The following is a 17,515-nucleotide window of genomic DNA, read 5'->3' on the forward strand; positions in this document are numbered from 1 at the left end:
AGGTTGATTTTGCATCAATAGAAGCGACAGAGGCTTCCCCAGATGTGTGGCATGGCGTCGGGCCCTAGCGATTGGTGAAGGAGACTATCGGCCTACGTCAGCTGATACACGTGAAAGGAACCAGGCCGTCCCTGGAGGCAACGCGCACATGGCCAGTGCCTACGTCGCCACGCTCGCTCGACTAGGAAGACAGCGCACCGCAGGCATTACGCGCGCGTCACGCTCCAGGAAGGACGTTCGTTCAGGGTCTTTACGTCAAAGCCCGCCAACTGCCTATATCGCTGCTCCACGCGTGCCAGCTCGGCAGCGGCGGAAGCGTGATCGCGTGCGCGTGCAAGGTCGCTGACCCGCTTCATCACGTCACCCGCCATGGTACGGTTGGCCTGCTGCACGGCGGCGACGGCTTCCCGGCGATCCCGTTCATATGCCGCCAATGCTGCTTCTGCACTAGGCTGGGTGGCCAAGTGATAGGCCAAGACGCGTGCATCGATGATCGCCTGCGAAGCGCCATTCGAACCAAAGGGATACATCGCATGCGCCGCATCCCCCAATAGGGTGGCCGCTCCGAACGTCCAACGTGGCAGGGGATCGATGTCCGCCATGGGATATTCGTAGGCCGCTTCGGTCCTGCGCACGAGCGCAGGAATATCCAACCACTCGAAGTCCCAGTGTTCGACGTATTTCGCCACGACCTCCGGCGAGATCGGCCGGTTCCAATTGCCCAGTTCTCCGGTTGCGCCCTCCGTGGGGCGCACGATCAACCAGTTCAGGATGCCGGGACCGATGGGATACACCACGCAACGCAAGTGTTCGTCACCCACGATCACCATCGAACGACCGCCGCGAAATGCCGGTCCGGGCCCGGCACCGCGGAACATGGTCCAACCGTTGGTCGCAAGAGGCTGCCCCCCTTGGTACAAGGCGGTACGGACGGCTGAACGAATGCCGTCGGCGCCAACCAGCACGTCGGCCTCGTAGGCGCTTGGCACCCCTTCGGGATCGACGGCCGCGATGCGTACCGTACCGTTCTCCTGGATGACGTGCTGCACGCGACGCCCCGTATGCACGGCCCCGGCGCCCAGCCGGTCGATCACGGCGTTCAATAGCAACTCTTGTAGTTTGCCCCGGTGCACCGAATACTGCGGCCAGCGATAACCCGCGTCCAGCCCCCGAGCCTCGGCGTTGATGAGCTGCCCTGCGCTGTCGATATAGGCAAGCTCTGCGGTGGGAATGCCGAACGAGGCGACCCCTTCGCCCAGCCCCAGCTCGTCCAGCTCGCGTACCGCATGCGGCGGCAAATTGATGCCGACTCCCAGCTGCTGGATTTTGCGAGCTGCTTCCAGCACGGTGACATCGGTAAAGCCGGCAGCGTGCAGGCTGAGCGCAGCAGTCAGTCCACCTATGCCAGCGCCCGCGATAACGATCCTCATGGTGCCTTCCTCCTGCATGCCATCACGGCTGGCGCACCAATTTTGCGAGCTCGACGAGTTTTCGCTCGGAGACGTAATAGTCGGCGGCAAACTTGCCGTATTCCGAAGGCGGGCTAAACCAGTAGGTCTGGCCCAGTTTTTCCAGGAGCTTGGTGTATTCGGGGTCGTCCACCGCAGCTTTGAAAGCGGCCGCCAGTTTGTTCACGACGCTTTCGGGCATGCCCTTGGGCCCGATCAATCCATACGGTGCGGAATTGACGATTGCATAGCCGAGGCTGCGGGCCGTAGGCACATCCTTGAGCAATGGCGTGGGCTCAGCATCGAAGGACATCAGCAGGCGCAGCGCTCCCGATTGCACGTGAGGCAACAGGCTCCCGATCGCGTCCAAGGCTGCCACGGTCTGGCCGCCCAGCAGGCTGACAGCTGCTTCGCTGCTGCTCTTGTAGCCGACGTGAGTCAATTCGGTGCCGGACTCGGCGGCGAACGCTTCCGTCAACAAGTGCATGCTGGTACCGGCACCGGCCGTTGCCACAGACACCTTGCCAGGATTGGCCTTGGCGTACTTCACCAAGTCTGCCACCGTGCGGTAGGGTGAATCGGCCTTGACCGCGAGCACGAAGGTATAGCCGCCCAACCCTGCGATCCAAGTAAAGTCCCGGATCGGATCCCAGTCGACCTTTTGCATATAGGGAACCCGGAACAGGCCTGCCGTCGCCGACGCAATGGTGTAGCCATCCGGCTTGTCCTGCCTGGCCATGGTCGAGGCTGCCAAGGTAGCCCCCACGCCCGGCTTGTTTTCCACAATGATGGGTTGGCCCAAATGCCGGGCTGCCAGCTCCGCCAGTTTGCGGAACGTCAAATCGGTCGGTCCACCGGGCCCGAATCCGACGAGCAACCGGATGGGGCGACTGGGATAGTCGTCTGCCGGTGCCGCGCCCACCACGGATGCTCCCATGCACAACGTCAGGCCGAGCGCACAAATCCTCAGCCGGGTCAGTATGCCTCTCATCTCCACGCCTCCTTCGCCTTAAATTATCCGCTTAGCGGTTACTTATGACCGCTTAATGATCATATTGAGCGAAGGAAATCGGCGTTGTCAAGAAAGTGAGAACGCCAAGGAGGGAAAGCTCCGGACCACGGGTAACGTCATGGAGGGATGTCGCGGGCGCGCAATCCAGCAGTACCGCGACGGCGTACAACTAGCTCTCTTGGGCAATGCCAGGATGACGCGGGCCGGGCCTGCCCCGGGCCGCGAGGAGCCTACGCCAATCGATAATCGCCGTCGGCAAAGGCCCGGATCAGGTGATGGGCGATGGCGAACGGCTTGGGTGCCGAAAGTCCGCCTGGATGCGTGCCGTCCAGCATCCTGCGCGCTTCGTCGCGGCTGAACCAGCGCGCATCTTCGAGCTCGGCTTGGTCCACGACCACGGCGGTGTCGCATGCGCGGGCGAAGCAGCCGATCATCAGCGAAGCCGGAAACGGCCAAGGCTGGGAGGCGAAGTACGCGACTTCGGCGCAGGAAACACCGGCCTCTTCCCGGATTTCGCGGCGCACCGCATCTTCGATGGTTTCGCCAGGCTCGAGAAAGCCTGCCAAAGCCGAATACATGCCCGGCGCGAAGCGGGCCTGCCGGCCCAGCAAGCAGCGGTCGCCATCGACGGCAAGCATGATGACCACTGGATCGACGCGGGGAAAATGCTGCGCGCCGCAGGCGTCGCAGTCGCGCCGCCATCCGGCGGAAGAGACTCGGCTCGGCGCGCCGCAGTTAGCGCAATAGCGATGCCGGGCGTGCCAGCTCAATATGGATTTGGCGGCACCGAGTTCGCCCAGTACGTCTGGCGGGAAAAGTCCCCGCGTAGCGATGGAACGTAGGTCCAGCAGCTCGAGACCCGGCCGCTCGCCCGCGGTTTGCGCCGGTACGCCGTCTAGCGACACAGCGAATAGCGCCACGCCGTTTTCATCTTGTCCCATGAAGATCTCGTGTCCTGCGGGACCGAAACCGCTCCAAGCCTGGGCAGGAAAGAAGGGATTCGGTTGGGCGCCGCGCACGTCGAGCAGGGGAACGTCGTCGATGAAGACCATGAAGCGCGTGGCGGGATCACTCCGCAGGCCCTGGATGAGCTGCTGGTCGCCGCGGGATTCGGAGAGGCGATTCAAGGGATTGAAGCCAAAACCCACTGCGGCGGAGCGATCGAATATTTGCATGGGGAACCCAAAGGCGAACGGTCGAGGGCGAGCACGGGACGCTCGGTGACGGTCGATTCTACAGCGCCCCGCTTGCCGGAGATAACGCTCCTCAGCCCACGGCCGCGCCATCGCCCAGCAAATGGCGCAACTTGCGCCGCATGGGCGTTTCGACCGAGGCTTCGTCGCCCAGTGCGCGGCGTGCGAGAACCCGGCTGGAGCCGTCGCGCACGTTCACTTCTTTGACGATTTGTCCGCCTTCGTAAATAAAGGCGACCTCGGCAAGTTCGAGCACGTCGTCCACATCGTGGGTGATCATCAGCACCGGGATCTTCCATTGGCGGGCGACCTCGGCGAGCTCTTTGCGCAGCGCGCCGCGCAGCATCGGGTTCAATGCCGCGAACGGTTCATCGAGGAGCAGCGCATCCGGTTCGCATGCCAGCGCGCGCGCGAGCGCCACGCGTTGCTGCTGGCCGCCCGAGAGCGCAGCGGGACGGCTACCCGCCATGTCGGTGAGGCCGAATCGCTGCATGAGTTCGTCGACGCGTCGTTCGTCTGCGGGCGAGGGGCGACGGCACCAAGAACCCAATCCGAAGCCGATGTTCTGCCGGACCGTCAAATGCGGGAACAAGGCATAGTGCTGGAACAGGTAGCCGATACGGCGCCGTGGCGGTGGCACGTCGATGCCGCGCTCGGCGTCGAACAGGGTCCGGCCGCCGAGGGCGATGCGCCCGGCCGTCGGCTTGCGCAGGCCGGCCACGGCCTGCAGCGTCAACGTCTTGCCCGACCCGGAGGGCCCGTACAGCGCCACGAACGAAGCCTCGGTGGCAAAGCGAGCGGCAAGGTCGAAACGCCTTGCGCCGTCCTGGATCGTCAGCGTGATGTCGACGTCGATCATGGATTTTCGAATCCGTAACGCCTCAGCGCTTCGCGGCCGGGCTCGGAAAACAGGAAATCGATGAAAGACCGGGCCAACCCTGGGGACCGGCTTTCCGGCGTGGCGGCGACGGGATAAAGAACCGGAGCGTGTCCGGCGACCGTCAGCACGACACGCGCCTTGTCTCGCGCGAGTGCGGCATCCGTGCGGTAAACGAAACCCGCGTCGACCTCGCCGCGGCCGACATAGTCCAACACCTGCCTCACGCTGTCTGCGAGGATGAATTTGGCCTCTAGCGGCGTCCAGAGCCCAGCGGCCTCAAGCGCCTGTTTCGTGTAGCCGCCCACCGGCACGGTGGCCGGTTTGCCGACACCGATGCGTTCGACAGCCGGGGAAAGCAGGTCCTGCAACGTGGCCAGGTCGGGCCCGCCGCGCGCCGGAGCGACCAGGACGACGCTGTTGGCGGCGAAGTTGCGCCTCGTGAGGCCATCGACGAGTTTTTCTGCCGCCGCACGGTCCATCGTGGCCTGGTCGGCGCTGGCGAAGACATCCGCCGGCGCGCCCTGGCGCAACTGCTGGAGCAGAATGCCCGATGCGGCAAAGTTGAACCGGACGACGGTTCCGGGATGCTGCTGTTCGAAGCGCCGTCCGATGTCCCGGAATGCGTTGGTCAGGCTCGCCGCGGCCGACACCATGAGCTCGGCCGCAAGCGTCGACGCCGGCAAGCACGCCATGCACAGGAACACGGTGAAACGGCGGATGAACGGCATCGCTCGACCTTATCGGAAAGACAAATAACGGTTGCAAGCCAAGAGAATGGCAACGGATATGGCTGACGCGATCAACACCAGCAACATCGCCAGCTCGTCCTGGCCCGCCTGGGCCGCATCGTAGATGGCCATGGACAAGGTTTGCGTGCGATTCGGAATAGACCCGGCCACCATGAGCGACGCCCCGAACTCGCCCATGGCCCGGGCGAACGCCAGCAGGGTACCGGCCAAGATCCCAGGCCAGGCGAGCGGCAGGGTCACGCGCAGGAACACCGACCAGCGCGACTGCCCGAGCGTGCTGGCCGCGGCCTCGAGCGTGCGATCGACGCCGGCGAACGCCGCGCCGGCGGACTTGAGCACAAGCGGCAGTGCCACCAATGCCGAGGCCACGACCGCCCCATGCCAGTTGAAGATAAGGGTGTAGCCAAAGCTTTCGTACAGCCATTGCCCCAGCGGGCTGCGCCTGCCGGCGGCAAGCAAGATGCCATAGCCGATGACCGTGGGCGGCAGCACGAGGGGCAGCATGAACAGCGCTTCGATGACGCCGCTGCCGGGAAACGGCTTGCGCGCGAACAGCCAGCCCAGCCCCATGCCTGCCGCCAACGCGAGCAGCGTGGCCAGGGTTGCGACTTTGAGGGACAGAACCAGCGGAAAAGCGTCGAAGCTCTCGAACAGCGCACTCGTCATATTCCAAAGAATATAACGATTCCGGTTGGCGTGAACAGCCCCTGTTTTTTCGCGCACACGTCCGGCGCCGCGGCAAGACGGGCATCGCCCGGAATGGAAACGGCAGCCGAACTAGCAGCGGGGAGGGTTGCCTGGAGGAACAGCGCGCGGCATCAAGGCGCGAGCATCCGGCTCACCGCGTCGATATCGTCCGCGGCGGCGGCATGCGCCGTGGCTTCTATGGAACGGTAACGGCGAATGAGCTCCTTGCCCATTTCGGTCACCACGGTACCGCCGCCCCGTGCGCCGCCCACGGCGCTTTCCACCGCGGGCTCGCGCAGCGCGCGGTTCAATTCGTCCACCAGCAACCAGGCGCGACGGTAGGACATGTTCATTTGCTGGGCAGCAGCAGTGATGGAGCCGGTCTGGAGAATAGCCTCCAGCAAGGCGATCTTTCCCGGACCGATGGCGATGCCGGCATCCCGGTAGACGCGCAGCCGGAACTGGAACCGAGGCGGAGTCGAAGCGGCCATGGCGGGCGTGGACGAACGAACGACGGACATGTCAGGATTGTAGGCTGGGCAAGCCCGTCGTCCAGCACCGCGTGAACGCCCGCACCGGGCCGCGCGGCGGCCCGGCATTCCCTCCCGCAGGTGCGGGCCCGCGCATGGAACCGCCTACTTGGCGGTGGGCATGACGAACTCCGCCCCCTTGCCGATGCTGCTCGGCCAGCGCTGCATGATGCTCTTCTGCCGGGTGTAGAACCGCACGCCTTCTTCGCCGTAGGCGTGCATGTCGCCGAACAGCGACCGCTTCCAGCCTCCGAATCCATGCCAGGCCATGGGAACGGGAATCGGCACGTTGATGCCGACCATGCCGACCTGGATGCGCCGGCTGAATTCCCGCGCCACGTTTCCGTCGCTGGTAAAGCAGCTCACGCCATTGCCGTATTCATGGGCGTTGATGAGTTCGACTGCAGCGGCGAAATCCGGCACGCGGACGCAAGAGAGCACGGGTCCAAAGATTTCTTCGCGATAAATCCGCATGTGGGGCTGCACGTGATCGAACAATGTGCCCCCCATCCAGAAGCCCTTCTCACACCCAGGGCCGGCCGAGGCGGGATCGAAGCGGCGGCCGTCTACCAGCAACTGGGCGCCTTCCTCCACGCCTATGCCGATGTAGTCGTTGATGCGGCGGTGGGCGGCGGCATGCACGATGGGGCCCATTTCGGCATCCAGCTCCATGCCATTCTTGACCTTGAGCGCGCGGGTGCGCTCGATCAACCGAGGCATGATGCGATCGGCCACGTCGCCCACCAACACGCCCACCGAGATCGCCATGCAGCGTTCGCCGGCCGAACCGTAGGCCGAGCCGATGAGCGCATCCACGGCCTGGTCCAGGTCCGCGTCCGGCATCACGACCATGTGGTTCTTGGCGCCGCCCAGTGCCTGCACCCGCTTGCCGTATCGCGCGCCGGCCTCGTAAATGCTTTGCGCAATGGGGGTGGAGCCGACGAAAGAGATCGCCGCCACGTCGGGATGCGCGATCAGCGCGTCGACCGCTTCCTTGTCGCCCTGCACGACGTTGAATACGCCGTCCGGCAGGCCCGCTTCTTTCAAGAGTTCCGCCATCATCAGCGAGGGCGAGGGATCCACGGGGCTGGGCTTGAGCACGAAACAGTTGCCGGCCGCGATGGCAACCGGGAACATCCACATCGGCACCATGACCGGAAAGTTGAACGGCGTGATGCCGGCGACTACGCCGAGCGGCTGGCGCAGGGTCCAGTTATCCATGCCGGTCGAGACTTGGTCGGTGAACTGGGTCTTGAGCAGTTGCGGAATGCCGCAGGCAAATTCGACGATGTCGATGCCGCGCGCGACCTCGCCCTGCGCATCGGTGAACACCTTGCCGTGCTCGGCCGTAATGACGCGCGCCAAGTCGTCCTTGTGGCGGTTCAGCAGTTCCAAGAAGCGGAACATGACGCGGGCGCGACGAATGGGCGGAATATCGGCCCAGGCGGGAAACGCGCGCTTGGCGCTGGCGACGGCGGCATCGACGTCCGCGGCGCTGCCCAGGACGACTTGGCCCGTGACGCTTCCGGTCGCGGGATTGTAGACGTCGGCCGTGCGCGTGCCGGCGGGTTGGGCAGGCGCGCCGTCCACCCAATGGACGATGCGGGAGGGGCGCTGGGCAAAAGTAGCGGGATCGATAGGCATGGCAAGCATCCTGACGAGAAAACAGCAAGGCTCTCAGTCTAGGGCCCCCGTTCCGGGTGGATAAGCCGTCCAAATCCAATTAAAGTGTTCATTATTTTGAACAATCCATCGTCATGGCATCCGATTCGATTTCTCAGTGGGTGGCGGACATTCATCTGCTGACGATATTGGCGCAGACCCGCAGCTTCACCCAGACCGCCCGCCGCCTGGGCGTGTCCAAGGCCTCGGTCAGCATGCGCATCGGCGCCCTCGAGCGGGCGGCCGGGGTACCCCTGGTGCAGCGGACCACCCGGTCAGTGGTATTGACGGATGCGGGCCGCGAGCTGGTCATGGACGCCGCGCCCGCCTTCGAGCGCATCGATGCAGGATTCACCGCGGTCAAGGATTTGTCCGGCACCCCGCGCGGCACGGTGCGTGTCACGGCACCCGTCGCACTGGGCAGGCAGCACATCGCGCCGCGCCTGTCCGCCTTCATACGGCGCTATCCCGACGTCCGCATCCACCTGGACCTGACGGATCAGTTCGTGAACCTCGCCCAGGAGGGCTACGATCTGGCCATACGCCACACCGGCGTCGCGCCGGAAAGCTACGTGGCTTGGCCGTTGTGCGAGACGCGATCACTGCTGGTGGCCAGTCCCGCTTATCTCAAGCGGCGCGGGACGCCGCTACATCCGCGCGAATTGGCGGCACATGATTGCCTACTGTACCTGCGCCCCGGCGCCGACACCTGGAATTTCGTGCCAGAAGACGGCGAGGCAGGCGAGGCGCTGTCCGTCCCCGTTCAGGGGCCGTTCAAGGCCAACAACAGCGAAGTCTTGCGCGAAGCGGTGCTCGACGGCCTGGGCATCGCGCTATTGCCGGACTTCAGCGCGGCGCCCAGCCTGCGCAGGCTGAGGCAGGTCCTGCCCGGCTGGCGCGTGCAAGGTTTTTTCGGCCATCACATTTATGCGCTCCGGCCGTGGGCGCCCAGGGTCCCGCGAGCCGTCCAATGTTTCGTGGAATACCTGCGCGAGGCACTCGCGCAGGGTTTTCCTTTGGTTCAGCAATCCGGAGCTACTTGAGCGCGCGTTCCTGCGCCGAAGGCAGGAATTTGTCGGTGAAGAGCTTCTCGGCGTCGGGATAAGACTTCAACCCGAAAGCATCGGATACCTGCACGATGTTCATCCGCAGGCGGGCCATGTCCACGCCGCCCAAGCCGTCGGCGCGCGTTGCGGGCGTATCGACGCTGGAAAGGAACATGCGCAGGCGGCGCTCTTCGATCGAACTGTCGATGATGCCATCACGCGCCTTCAGGTACTTGATCGCCTCTTTGGGGTTGGCCAACGTGTCTTTGACCGCGCGGTTGAATGCCCGCAGAAAGGCCGAGACGAGAGCGGGATTTTCGGCGGCGAATTTGGGCGAGGTGACCACCATGTTGCCGTACAGGTTCACGCCGTAATCGCTGTACTTCATGATGTTCAGCTCGCTTTCCTTGACGCCGCGCGACTCGAGCGTCAGCAGCGAGGTGTAGTAGAAGCCGGTAATCGCATCGGCCTCGCCCTTGATCAGCAGTGTCTCGCGCAGCGCGGGATCGACGTTGAGCCATTTCACCGAGGACGCGTCGATGCGCGCCGCTTTCGCAAATACCGGAAACGCCTTGCGGCCGGCATCGAATGCGGGCGAGGCCAGCGTCTTGCCTTGTACGTCTTCGGGCTTGGTGATTCCTTTCTTCTTGAGCGAGAAGACCGAAGCCGGCAGCTGCTCGAGCAGCATGTACACGCCGAGGACGGAAGGCGTGGAAGGGTTGTTCGCCATGTACTCGATCATGGCGCTCGTATCAGCGGTGCCCATCTCGTGCGTGCCGCCGATGACCCGCTGGATGGCCGACACGGATCCCGTTCCCGTATCCACGGTCACTTCCAGCCCCTCCTTGGCGAAGTAGCCCTTGCCCTGGGCCATCAACACGATGGCCGACGGGCCGTCGAAGCGCCAGTCGTGGCTGTAGCGGATTTTGGTCAGGGGCTGTGCCTGGGCGGACAACGCGCCGGCCAGGGCGAAGCCTGCGACGAGCACCTTGGCGCCGCAGCGCCGCTGGCCAGCGCAGCCAGTTGAAACGCATCGAGCCAGGCTGTGCGGTCATGCCTCAGGTCGTCGATCCTCAGCCTGGGGCTTTGCCCGCTCGTATCGATGCTGAGGCGAACCGCGGCAAACTCATTGCTCAGCACGGTAAAGCGCGGGTGGATTCCGAAGCCATGGGCGCGCTACGCTAGAGCAAATACGCAATGCATTCGAGCGGCTCTGCGCTGCGCAGCAAGTTGATCTTCTTGCGGCGAATGCGCCAGTGCGGACGAGAGCCGGTCAGCGTGAACTCGCAGCGCGCCGAATGCATGGTCTGCCTGTGGCGCGCCAGTTCCACCAGCAGCATCATGCAGTGGACTTCGCAATCGTTTCCGTCGCCGGATGCCTTCGCCACCTCGACGTTAGAGATGATCCATGTACCCGCGAGGCGGGTTCCTGGGCGAAGGCAAAGCCCGAACGCAGCCGCTTGACTCGGCGGCCCATCGCCGCCTTGTCATCGTGAATGATGGAAACGTGGCGGGTGGGATCGATGTCGTCGCGCCCGGCCGGCGCCCAGTACAGGGCATCGTCGGTGAACAGGTCCAGCCATTCCTCGAAGCGCTGCGTATCCAGCAGGCGTGCTTCGCGATAAAGAAAACTCTCCACGTCGGCGCGCAGTTCATACGGATTCATGCGCGAGCCTCCTGCTCCGCTGTCATCATGCGCAGCCAATTGCGGTACAACCCGCGGTGCTGCGTCTCGTCGGTGATGTCGCCGGTCAAATAGCCATTCTTCATCTGTTCGGTCTCGAGGCCGCGCGAAAAATTCAGCCATTCCACGGCTGAGCTTTGCAGCCCGTACTGCGTGCGCTCGAAGATCTCCAGGTCGTCAGTGAAAAAGGTGCCAGCGGCGCCGAACTCGAACTCTTGATCGCGCATGCGGCGCAAGTTGACGTCTTCCGGCGCACCCTCGAGCCTGACCACCCGTGTATGGATCTCAGTGCGATCGGCCGCAATCGGCCGGATGGTGCGTATCTGGCTTCGCAACACGATCAAGTTCGGGAAGATGACAAGGTTGAATCCGCCCGAGAGGCTGGCATCCAGCGGCATGGGACCGTAGTCCGTGTGGTCGGTCACGCCGTGGCCATCCATGGCAATGACGCAGCCGCCGCCTTGCTGGTAGATCTCCATGGCCTTGGGCGTAACGGCGCTGATGTGCAAGGCGCCGACGTGATAGGGGTCGACGCCGTTCTCCATCTGCAACTTCCAGTTGCCTTGGTACACGCATTTCTGCGATCCCTCGAAGAGCGCGAGCTTGCCACCTGGCGCAGCGTCCACGTAGGCGTCGAGGAAACGCGCGACACCACCCAGGTGCTCGCGCAGGCTCGGCCCGCTCTGGCTCATGCTGCCGAAGATGAACCCCTGGTAGCAATCCACGCGCGCAACCCGCTGCAGTCCCATCGTCTCTTTATTGAATGAACTGCCATACGCTTCGCGCGAAGGCACGCCTATCAATTCTCCCGAGCTGCGGTATGTCCAGAAATGGTAGGGGCACCGGAAATACTTGCTGTTGCCGAACTCGTTCTCGCACACGGTGGGGCCCCGATGCCGGCAGCGATTGATCACCGCGGCGATCTCGCCGTCCGGCTGGCGCGACACAATGACGGGATGCCGTCCCAATTGCGTGGTCTTGTAGTCGCCCGGTTCGGGAATCTCCGCTTCGTGGGCAAGATATACCCAGGTCGTATCGAATATCCTGGACATCTCCAAGTCGAAGATGCCGGGGTCCGTGTACACCGACCGATGGACGGCGCCCGGGCGTATGAGTTGATCGATGGCTGGTCTCATGGATCAGGAAGCCGAAAGGAGTTGAAGAAAGCGATCGAGATCGCCAAGGCACTCGAGATCGCGCACGGCAGCGACGAGGCCGTCGATCGCGCCGGCGGACATCTCCGGCCTCGCAAATGCGACGTTGCGGGTGAATTTGTCGGCGGTGTCTTCGAACGACAGCGGCCGTGCCGGCTGTCCGCGGGCAACCTCGACCCGTTCGCGGTAGACCGAGCCATCGTGACAGCGGAGGGTGACGATGCCCGGCTCGACGGCGCCTGGTGCCGCCAGCTCAGGATCCACGTCGTGTTCGATGCGCGCCGCCATTCGCAGCACGGCTTCATCGGCCCGGGCCTCGGCGTTGAAATCACCGACGCCGACCGAGCCTTTCACCAAGGCCGTCGCCACGGCGTAGGGAATGCTATTCATGGCCGCAGACGCACTGGGAGGCCGCCGCCTGACATCCAAGGGTTCGCACATGGCGCGCCCCCACGGGCCGACATGCAGCCGCACCCATGCGATGTCGGCGGCCGACAGGCCGTAACGCCGCACCAGGTTGAGCGCCGCTTCGCAAAAGGGATGGCTCACCAACGTCCCTGGCTGGGGCTTGAAGCAGCGCCTCAGCGCTTCGTAGCGGGAGCCGAGGCCATCGGTTAGCGGCGCAAGCTCGAACGCTCCGGGAAAACACGCGTTCAGCAGCCCCGCCCGGCCTCCCAGCGGGTCGCCCAAGGCGGCCAGGCCGGCCAAGCTCATCATGGCACTTTGCACGCCGCCCTGGTTGCACAGGCCGGCGTACAGGATTTTTCCGTCGCTCTGCGCGGCATGGACCACCATCTCTTCGGTGCCCGCCGCCTGCATCTGCGAAAGGCCGAGCGCGCTGAGCATGCGCGTCGGGTCGAAGCCGAGGACGCTTCCACAGGCTGCAGCAGCCGATACATAGCCGAACAACTGGCTCGCCAGCATCACCGGTAGCCCGGATCCGAAGCCGGGCGCAATGGCGGCCGCGAGCCGGGCCTGGATCTCCGACCCGACGGCGAGTGCAGCCAGTAGTCGCTCCCCTGGTCTATCCACCCTGGCAGCCTGCGCCACGGCAATGGCCGCCGGCGCGAAGCAGACAGTCACGTGGACCTGCGGATAATCGATGATGTCGTCGTAATCGAGCACGCGGGCGTGCGCCGCGTTGACGAAGGCTGCAACCCCCGGCGAGGCCCGGCGGCCCGTCGCCCAGATCAATGCTGGGCCATCGCCGCCCTGGGCGGCATAGCATTCCAGCGCACGGGCGGCCTCGCCTGCGCGCTCGCCGGCAAGGGCGATGCCCAGCAGGTCGAGCAACGCCTGCTTGCACTGCCGGACCACGGCATCGGGCACGTCGCGCGCAGTCAACGCGGCCGCGAAGCGGGCTAGCTGGGTCGATACGTGGGATGGGGTGTCGTCGCGCTGCATACGGTCACATTAAAGAGGGTATGCAGCGCAAAGCGATTCGGATTCGTGCAGGCCTGGATCACATTTTCTGAATTAGTGCGACGGGCCAATACGGGCAACGTGCGCGATCGCGATTGGTTCAGCAAAACTAAACTAGTCTCCTGCCGATTGTTTGGTAGGCGGCCGCGGCGCGTACGTATGATGGAGCGGTTGCCCTTCATGGGAGCTTCGAGATGCCTATACCCGCACGTTTCAACGGCGTCGATCACCTGGTGCTGAAAGTCACCGACATCGATAGAACCGTCGCCTTTTACGAATCGGTGCTGGGCCTGCGCGTAGAACGGATCTTCAAGAAAATCCATTTGCACCAGGTTCGGTGCGGCGCGAACCTGATTGACCTCATCGCCCTGCAGCCGGGCGACACCTTGCCGCCGCCTGCCCAACGCGGCATCGAACATTTCTGCCTCAGCATAGAAGCCGACATGGACGCCTTGCTGCAAAGCCTGCGCGACATGGGCGTGCAGGTCATCCGCGGCCCCATGGAGGTCTATGGCGCCAAGGGCTTTGGATCGTCCATCTACATCGCCGACCCCGATGGCTATGAGATCGAACTGAAGGTCGGCTATTCGATCAACCCCGTCACGTTTCCATGACCGCCATGTCCGCCCGATCGACTCATATCACCAGCCGAGGTTTGTCGCTCCACGTCGTCGAATGGGGAGCCGAGGACCTGCCCGCGGTCGTCCTGCTACATGGGCTGCGTGCCTACGGCCATTGGTTCGAGGAGTTCGCGGAAGCCGCGGCCGACCGGTTCCACTTGCTCGCGCTCGACCAACGCGGGCGCGGCGGCTCGGATTGGGCGCCCGCAGGCCGCTATACGACGGACGACTACGTGGCCGACATCGCTGCCCTAATCGAGCAAAAGCAGTTGAAGCGATACGCGCTGGTCGGGCATTCCATGGGGGGCACCAATGCGTTGAACTACGCTGCCGGTTGCCCTGCCGGGCTCGCGGCGCTGGTCATCGTGGACAGCGCACCGGAACTCGATCCGCGCGGCCTTGCTCGCATACGCGAAGAACTGGGCCGCACGCCCGGCTCGTTCGCAACAAAGGACGAAGCGCTGGCATTCCTGGGTCCGCTGCATCGGCGCGCCGGTGCCCGCAGCCTCGCCACGCGCCTTGAATGGATGCTGAGGCAGGACGCGCAAGGCCGCTGGCAATGGCGCATCGACCCCAATATCTTCGATCCGCGCATGACGCCGGACCCGCCCGAGCGCTCGTGGAATGCGATCCGCAACGTTGCGTGTCCGGCCTTGATCGTGCGCGGCAGCGACTCCGATCTCGTAACCGCGGAATGCGCGGACCGCATGGCCGCGGAATTCCGGCAGGCGAGCCGCGCCGAAATCCCGGATGCCGGCCACATGGTGGTGGAAGACAACCCCAAAGCATTCACCGCGGCCGTGCTGCCATTCCTGGAACGCACCCTAGGCGCCGGCCAGCGTTAATCGCTGGCCACCCCGTCAGGCGGCCAACGCATCGGCCAGGCGCGGGGGAAGCACGCCGGGCATCACGATGAAACCGGGCAGGCGCTTGAACGCATGTGCCCATCGCCACAGCGCAGGATAGTCCTCGAGGGCCAGGCCGCAGTCGGCCATCAGCGCAACGCCAGGAAACGCGGCGACGTCGGCGACGGTGGGATGCTCTCCCACCAGCCAACGCCGGCCGTACAGCTCACCCTCGTAAACGTGGTCTTCTAGCACACCCAGCGCGCGCCGGCACTCGGCTTCGACGACGCTGCGACCGGACACGGGCGCGGCTTGGATATCGGCCATGCGCAACCTCAGGAGCGGCGCCATCTCACGCCCGGCGAAGCCCAGCCACATCATGACGCGACTGAATGCTTCCGGCTCGACCGGTAACCACCTGCGGGAGACGTCGTACCGCGCGGCAAGGAAACACAGGATCGCCTGCGCATCGTGCAAGCGGAAGTCGCCATCTTCCAGCACAGGCAGCGTGCCAAGCGGGTTGATCGCCAGAAACTCCGGCTCGCGGTGCATGCGGCCGGGATGCACGTCGACTTTGACCGGCTGGTAGGAAACGCCGAGCATGCTCATCAACAGCCGCGCTTTATAGCCCTCGGCTGACAGGATGTAGTCGTACAAGCGGATCATGTTCGTTCCTGTCAGGTCAGGTTGCGCTCCAGCCCGAACTGCAGGCCGGAACGGTCGAGCCAACGGCGATACGCCACTGAACTGGCGTCGGAAGCCGCGGGGACTTCCTGGCGTGGATGAACGGGCAGCTTGCGGGGCCGCTGGTGGACCAAGATCATGCGATCCTGGGCGAAGATTTCGTGATAGAAGTGCAGAATGTGTTCGTCGCTGTTGGTTTCGTCGAAAACCCGCGCGAACGAGTGCACGGTGCAATGTTCTTCGCCGCAAGGCTGCACGAACAGGCCGATCAAGTCCTTCTTGCCGGGCCGGACGAGGCTGTCCTTGTAGATGATCGCGATGCAGGGCGATGCGATGCGGTAGTCGTAATACACCTGGGTCCCCAACCCGGCCGCGGCCGAGGCCTTGGGCTGGAAGAAACTGCAGCCTACTGCCCACAACTCACGCCCGTCTTCCCGGTACTCGACCCGATAAGGCGGGACCTCCGCCGCGTCATATCCCCCGAGCGTGCCGGTGTGCACGAAAGAAAAGTGGGAGAGATCGAAGAAGTTCTCTATTACCCGCTGGGCCGAAGACGGCACGCCTATGCGCCCGCGGTGGATAAAGCGGCGCGGCTCTCCGTCGTCGAACTCGGCAATGGTCAGGATGTCTCGCGTCGGCCGCCCCAGTGATACCCAAACGAACCCATACCGTTGCCGGATGTGCTCCAGAGGTTCGGCGGTTCCATCGCGCTTGTGCCACAGGCAGCGGAACCGGCCATCGCGCTCCCGCATGAGCTCGAGCTCTTCGCCCAGCAGCTGCGTCTGTTCGCTTTTGCCCAGGCCAAGTTCGTCGACATAAGCCACGACATACCAATCGTTCAAGGCCACCGGATCGTCACACACATTCATGGCTCATCCCCCATTTGGGCTCACATGCGGTAGACCGGGAAATCTCATGGCGCAGCGCCACTAGCGCCCGGTTCAGCCCCAGCCGGGCCTCGGCCGACAGAGGCTCCTGGGCGGCCAAGTGCAGCATGCACGTTCCGCCGTGCGTCGGCTGCACGATTCCCACATAGTCCACGCCCAAGCCTGCCGATTGCCACTTGCCATGCAGGATGCTCCCACTCCCTTCCACGTAGCTCTGGAAAAGCGCCGTCTCCGGGCAACTCGATTCCACGCGGGAAAAACGTCCCGTCGCATGCAGGCAGGCCCGCGTCCAAAACCCCGCCAGGCGTTCGCCGCTCACCGGCATGTGCATGCTTCGGACCGGGGTTACGCCCGCGGGCAGGGATGGCGGCTCGACCGACGTATCCTGCCGGGCAACCCAGATGTATCCGTTGCGCTCGACGGCGGGATAAGGCCGCACCCTTGCGGCAGCCGGTGGCGTGCCGCCGGGATGGGCCGGAATGAAATTACATTGCGCATCGCCGCCAAATCGCCAGCCGTGATAAGGGCAGACCAAGCCCTTTTCCGCGACGTCTCCCATAGACAACCGCATGCCGCGATGAGGACACCGGTCGTGCCAGGCGTGGATGCTTCCGTCGGACGAACGCCACACAGCCAACGATAGTTCTTCCAGCATGACCGGGATCACGGACTGGACTGGTACGTCGCGAGAGGCCGCCACCGCGCACCAAGGGTGGGCCTCAGAATGAGGCGCATGATTCATGAAAGTGCCCGTTCCTCAAATCGAATCGTCGAAACCAGCATCCCATAGCCGGCGATTCAGGAAAAACGGATTTCCTGGGCTCTGATTCGGATTTTTCTTTCCGGCGGCGGCATGGCGCAGATTTTGCGTGGGTGAACCCGTCTGCCCACGATGCCAATGCGCCATGTTCGAAACCCTAGATTCCCACGCTGCCGTGCCCCCTTTGGTCCGGGCGTTTCAGGCGGCATATCCGGGAACCGACGTGCGCTGGCATACGGATGGACATCCACA

At 64.1% G+C, this 17,515-nt stretch carries 19 protein-coding genes; 3 read left to right on the forward strand and 16 right to left on the reverse strand.

From position 1 onward, the window contains the following. Nucleotides 1-206: 206 nt before the first annotated feature. From IRZ12_RS07690 to IRZ12_RS07725, 8 genes are all read right to left on the reverse strand, one after another. Nucleotides 207-1,430, reverse strand: coding sequence for an FAD-dependent monooxygenase (locus IRZ12_RS07690; RefSeq protein ID WP_296466646.1), 1,224 nt, complete (start codon nucleotides 1,428-1,430; stop codon nucleotides 207-209). Between the two features lie 22 nt (nucleotides 1,431-1,452). Further along, the gene (locus IRZ12_RS07695; RefSeq protein WP_296466649.1) at nucleotides 1,453-2,439 is read right to left on the reverse strand and encodes a tripartite tricarboxylate transporter substrate binding protein; all 987 of its coding nucleotides are present in this window, start codon (nucleotides 2,437-2,439) and stop codon (nucleotides 1,453-1,455) included. A gap of 251 nt (nucleotides 2,440-2,690) precedes the next feature. Beyond that, entirely contained in the window at nucleotides 2,691-3,635 is a 945-nt protein-coding gene (gene nudC, locus IRZ12_RS07700) for an NAD(+) diphosphatase (RefSeq protein WP_296466652.1), read from the reverse strand. A gap of 91 nt (nucleotides 3,636-3,726) precedes the next feature. After that, nucleotides 3,727-4,512 carry a sulfate/molybdate ABC transporter ATP-binding protein gene (locus IRZ12_RS07705; protein ID WP_296466655.1) on the reverse strand — a complete coding sequence of 262 codons (786 nt, stop codon included), beginning with the start codon at nucleotides 4,510-4,512 and terminating at the stop codon, nucleotides 3,727-3,729. Further along, entirely contained in the window at nucleotides 4,509-5,261 is a 753-nt protein-coding gene (gene modA, locus IRZ12_RS07710; protein ID WP_296466657.1) for a molybdate ABC transporter substrate-binding protein, read from the reverse strand. The genes IRZ12_RS07705 and modA overlap by 4 nt, the downstream gene beginning before the upstream one ends. 9 nt (nucleotides 5,262-5,270) lie before the next feature. Further along, on the reverse strand, nucleotides 5,271-5,948 hold the full coding sequence (gene modB, locus IRZ12_RS07715) for a molybdate ABC transporter permease subunit (RefSeq protein ID WP_296466660.1): 678 nt from the start codon (nucleotides 5,946-5,948) through the stop codon (nucleotides 5,271-5,273). A gap of 152 nt (nucleotides 5,949-6,100) precedes the next feature. Then, nucleotides 6,101-6,490 carry a winged helix-turn-helix domain-containing protein gene (locus tag IRZ12_RS07720; protein WP_296466662.1) on the reverse strand — a complete coding sequence of 130 codons (390 nt, stop codon included), beginning with the start codon at nucleotides 6,488-6,490 and terminating at the stop codon, nucleotides 6,101-6,103. A gap of 114 nt (nucleotides 6,491-6,604) precedes the next feature. Then, nucleotides 6,605-8,143 (reverse strand): CoA-acylating methylmalonate-semialdehyde dehydrogenase, encoded by a 1,539-nt coding sequence (locus IRZ12_RS07725; protein WP_296466666.1) that lies wholly within the window; start codon nucleotides 8,141-8,143, stop codon nucleotides 6,605-6,607. A 113-nt stretch (nucleotides 8,144-8,256) separates the two neighbouring features. On the opposite strand from IRZ12_RS07725, the gene IRZ12_RS07730 reads away from it, so the two are divergent. Beyond that, the gene (locus tag IRZ12_RS07730; protein WP_296466669.1) at nucleotides 8,257-9,204 is read left to right on the forward strand and encodes a LysR family transcriptional regulator; all 948 of its coding nucleotides are present in this window, start codon (nucleotides 8,257-8,259) and stop codon (nucleotides 9,202-9,204) included. Here IRZ12_RS07730 and IRZ12_RS07735 read toward each other — a convergent pair. The 5 genes from IRZ12_RS07735 to IRZ12_RS07755 form a co-directional block, all read right to left on the reverse strand. Next, a complete protein-coding gene (locus IRZ12_RS07735) occupies nucleotides 9,197-10,195 on the reverse strand; it encodes an ABC transporter substrate-binding protein (RefSeq protein WP_296466672.1) in 999 nt (332 codons plus the stop codon). The two genes, IRZ12_RS07730 and IRZ12_RS07735, sit on opposite strands and share 8 nt — an antisense overlap. 193 nt (nucleotides 10,196-10,388) lie before the next feature. Then, entirely contained in the window at nucleotides 10,389-10,550 is a 162-nt protein-coding gene (locus IRZ12_RS07740; protein WP_367181581.1) for a hypothetical protein, read from the reverse strand. Next, nucleotides 10,547-10,873, reverse strand: coding sequence for an aromatic-ring-hydroxylating dioxygenase subunit beta (locus IRZ12_RS07745; protein ID WP_296466678.1), 327 nt, complete (start codon nucleotides 10,871-10,873; stop codon nucleotides 10,547-10,549). Before IRZ12_RS07745 ends, IRZ12_RS07740 begins: the two co-directional genes overlap by 4 nt. Next, entirely contained in the window at nucleotides 10,870-12,027 is a 1,158-nt protein-coding gene (locus tag IRZ12_RS07750) for an aromatic ring-hydroxylating dioxygenase subunit alpha (RefSeq protein WP_296466681.1), read from the reverse strand. The genes IRZ12_RS07745 and IRZ12_RS07750 overlap by 4 nt, the downstream gene beginning before the upstream one ends. A 3-nt stretch (nucleotides 12,028-12,030) precedes the next feature. Beyond that, the gene (locus IRZ12_RS07755) at nucleotides 12,031-13,449 is read right to left on the reverse strand and encodes an MmgE/PrpD family protein (protein WP_296466684.1); all 1,419 of its coding nucleotides are present in this window, start codon (nucleotides 13,447-13,449) and stop codon (nucleotides 12,031-12,033) included. A gap of 212 nt (nucleotides 13,450-13,661) precedes the next feature. Between IRZ12_RS07755 and IRZ12_RS07760 the strand changes: the two genes are divergently transcribed. After that, nucleotides 13,662-14,081: a VOC family protein gene (locus IRZ12_RS07760; protein ID WP_296466687.1), complete on the forward strand. Its 420-nt coding sequence runs from the start codon at nucleotides 13,662-13,664 to the stop codon at nucleotides 14,079-14,081. 41 nt (nucleotides 14,082-14,122) lie between these two features. Continuing rightward, nucleotides 14,123-14,932, forward strand: a complete 810-nt coding sequence (locus tag IRZ12_RS07765) for an alpha/beta hydrolase (RefSeq protein ID WP_296466693.1) — start codon at nucleotides 14,123-14,125, stop codon at nucleotides 14,930-14,932. Between the two features lie 15 nt (nucleotides 14,933-14,947). Here IRZ12_RS07765 and IRZ12_RS07770 read toward each other — a convergent pair whose 3' ends face one another. From IRZ12_RS07770 to IRZ12_RS07780, 3 genes are read right to left on the reverse strand one after another with little or no spacing between them, the layout of a single operon-like run. Further along, nucleotides 14,948-15,598 carry a glutathione S-transferase family protein gene (locus IRZ12_RS07770; RefSeq protein ID WP_296466696.1) on the reverse strand — a complete coding sequence of 217 codons (651 nt, stop codon included), beginning with the start codon at nucleotides 15,596-15,598 and terminating at the stop codon, nucleotides 14,948-14,950. Nucleotides 15,599-15,609: 11 nt separating this feature from the next. Continuing rightward, complete coding sequence (locus IRZ12_RS07775) at nucleotides 15,610-16,485, reverse strand: aromatic ring-hydroxylating dioxygenase subunit alpha (protein ID WP_296466699.1); 876 nt, start codon at nucleotides 16,483-16,485, stop codon at nucleotides 15,610-15,612. Next, complete coding sequence (locus IRZ12_RS07780; RefSeq protein WP_296466701.1) at nucleotides 16,472-17,245, reverse strand: Rieske (2Fe-2S) protein; 774 nt, start codon at nucleotides 17,243-17,245, stop codon at nucleotides 16,472-16,474. The genes IRZ12_RS07775 and IRZ12_RS07780 overlap by 14 nt, the downstream gene beginning before the upstream one ends. Nucleotides 17,246-17,515 lie beyond the last annotated feature (270 nt).

Origin of the sequence: Pigmentiphaga sp. (genome assembly GCF_019689535.1) — a bacterium.
In the GTDB taxonomy this organism is placed as follows: Bacteria; Pseudomonadota; Gammaproteobacteria; order Burkholderiales; family Burkholderiaceae_B; genus Pigmentiphaga.

What these genes read in the sequence shown, in the direction of transcription:
- IRZ12_RS07690 (WP_296466646.1), bottom strand. Translation starts at nt 1,430, where the DNA reads ATGAGGATCGTTATCGCGGGCGCTGGCATAGGTGGACTGACTGCTGCG.
- IRZ12_RS07695 (WP_296466649.1), bottom strand. Translation starts at nt 2,439, where the DNA reads ATGAGAGGCATACTGACCCGGCTGAGGATTTGTGCGCTCGGCCTGACG.
- nudC (WP_296466652.1), bottom strand. Translation starts at nt 3,635, where the DNA reads ATGCAAATATTCGATCGCTCCGCCGCAGTGGGTTTTGGCTTCAATCCC.
- IRZ12_RS07705 (WP_296466655.1), bottom strand. Translation starts at nt 4,512, where the DNA reads ATGATCGACGTCGACATCACGCTGACGATCCAGGACGGCGCAAGGCGT.
- modA (WP_296466657.1), bottom strand. Translation starts at nt 5,261, where the DNA reads ATGCCGTTCATCCGCCGTTTCACCGTGTTCCTGTGCATGGCGTGCTTG.
- modB (WP_296466660.1), bottom strand. Translation starts at nt 5,948, where the DNA reads ATGACGAGTGCGCTGTTCGAGAGCTTCGACGCTTTTCCGCTGGTTCTG.
- IRZ12_RS07720 (WP_296466662.1), bottom strand. Translation starts at nt 6,490, where the DNA reads ATGTCCGTCGTTCGTTCGTCCACGCCCGCCATGGCCGCTTCGACTCCG.
- IRZ12_RS07725 (WP_296466666.1), bottom strand. Translation starts at nt 8,143, where the DNA reads ATGCCTATCGATCCCGCTACTTTTGCCCAGCGCCCCTCCCGCATCGTC.
- IRZ12_RS07730 (WP_296466669.1), top strand. Translation starts at nt 8,257, where the DNA reads ATGGCATCCGATTCGATTTCTCAGTGGGTGGCGGACATTCATCTGCTG.
- IRZ12_RS07740 (WP_367181581.1), bottom strand. Translation starts at nt 10,550, where the DNA reads ATGATGCTGCTGGTGGAACTGGCGCGCCACAGGCAGACCATGCATTCG.
- IRZ12_RS07745 (WP_296466678.1), bottom strand. Translation starts at nt 10,873, where the DNA reads ATGAATCCGTATGAACTGCGCGCCGACGTGGAGAGTTTTCTTTATCGC.
- IRZ12_RS07750 (WP_296466681.1), bottom strand. Translation starts at nt 12,027, where the DNA reads ATGAGACCAGCCATCGATCAACTCATACGCCCGGGCGCCGTCCATCGG.
- IRZ12_RS07755 (WP_296466684.1), bottom strand. Translation starts at nt 13,449, where the DNA reads ATGCAGCGCGACGACACCCCATCCCACGTATCGACCCAGCTAGCCCGC.
- IRZ12_RS07760 (WP_296466687.1), top strand. Translation starts at nt 13,662, where the DNA reads ATGCCTATACCCGCACGTTTCAACGGCGTCGATCACCTGGTGCTGAAA.
- IRZ12_RS07770 (WP_296466696.1), bottom strand. Translation starts at nt 15,598, where the DNA reads ATGATCCGCTTGTACGACTACATCCTGTCAGCCGAGGGCTATAAAGCG.
- IRZ12_RS07775 (WP_296466699.1), bottom strand. Translation starts at nt 16,485, where the DNA reads ATGAATGTGTGTGACGATCCGGTGGCCTTGAACGATTGGTATGTCGTG.
- IRZ12_RS07780 (WP_296466701.1), bottom strand. Translation starts at nt 17,245, where the DNA reads ATGAATCATGCGCCTCATTCTGAGGCCCACCCTTGGTGCGCGGTGGCG.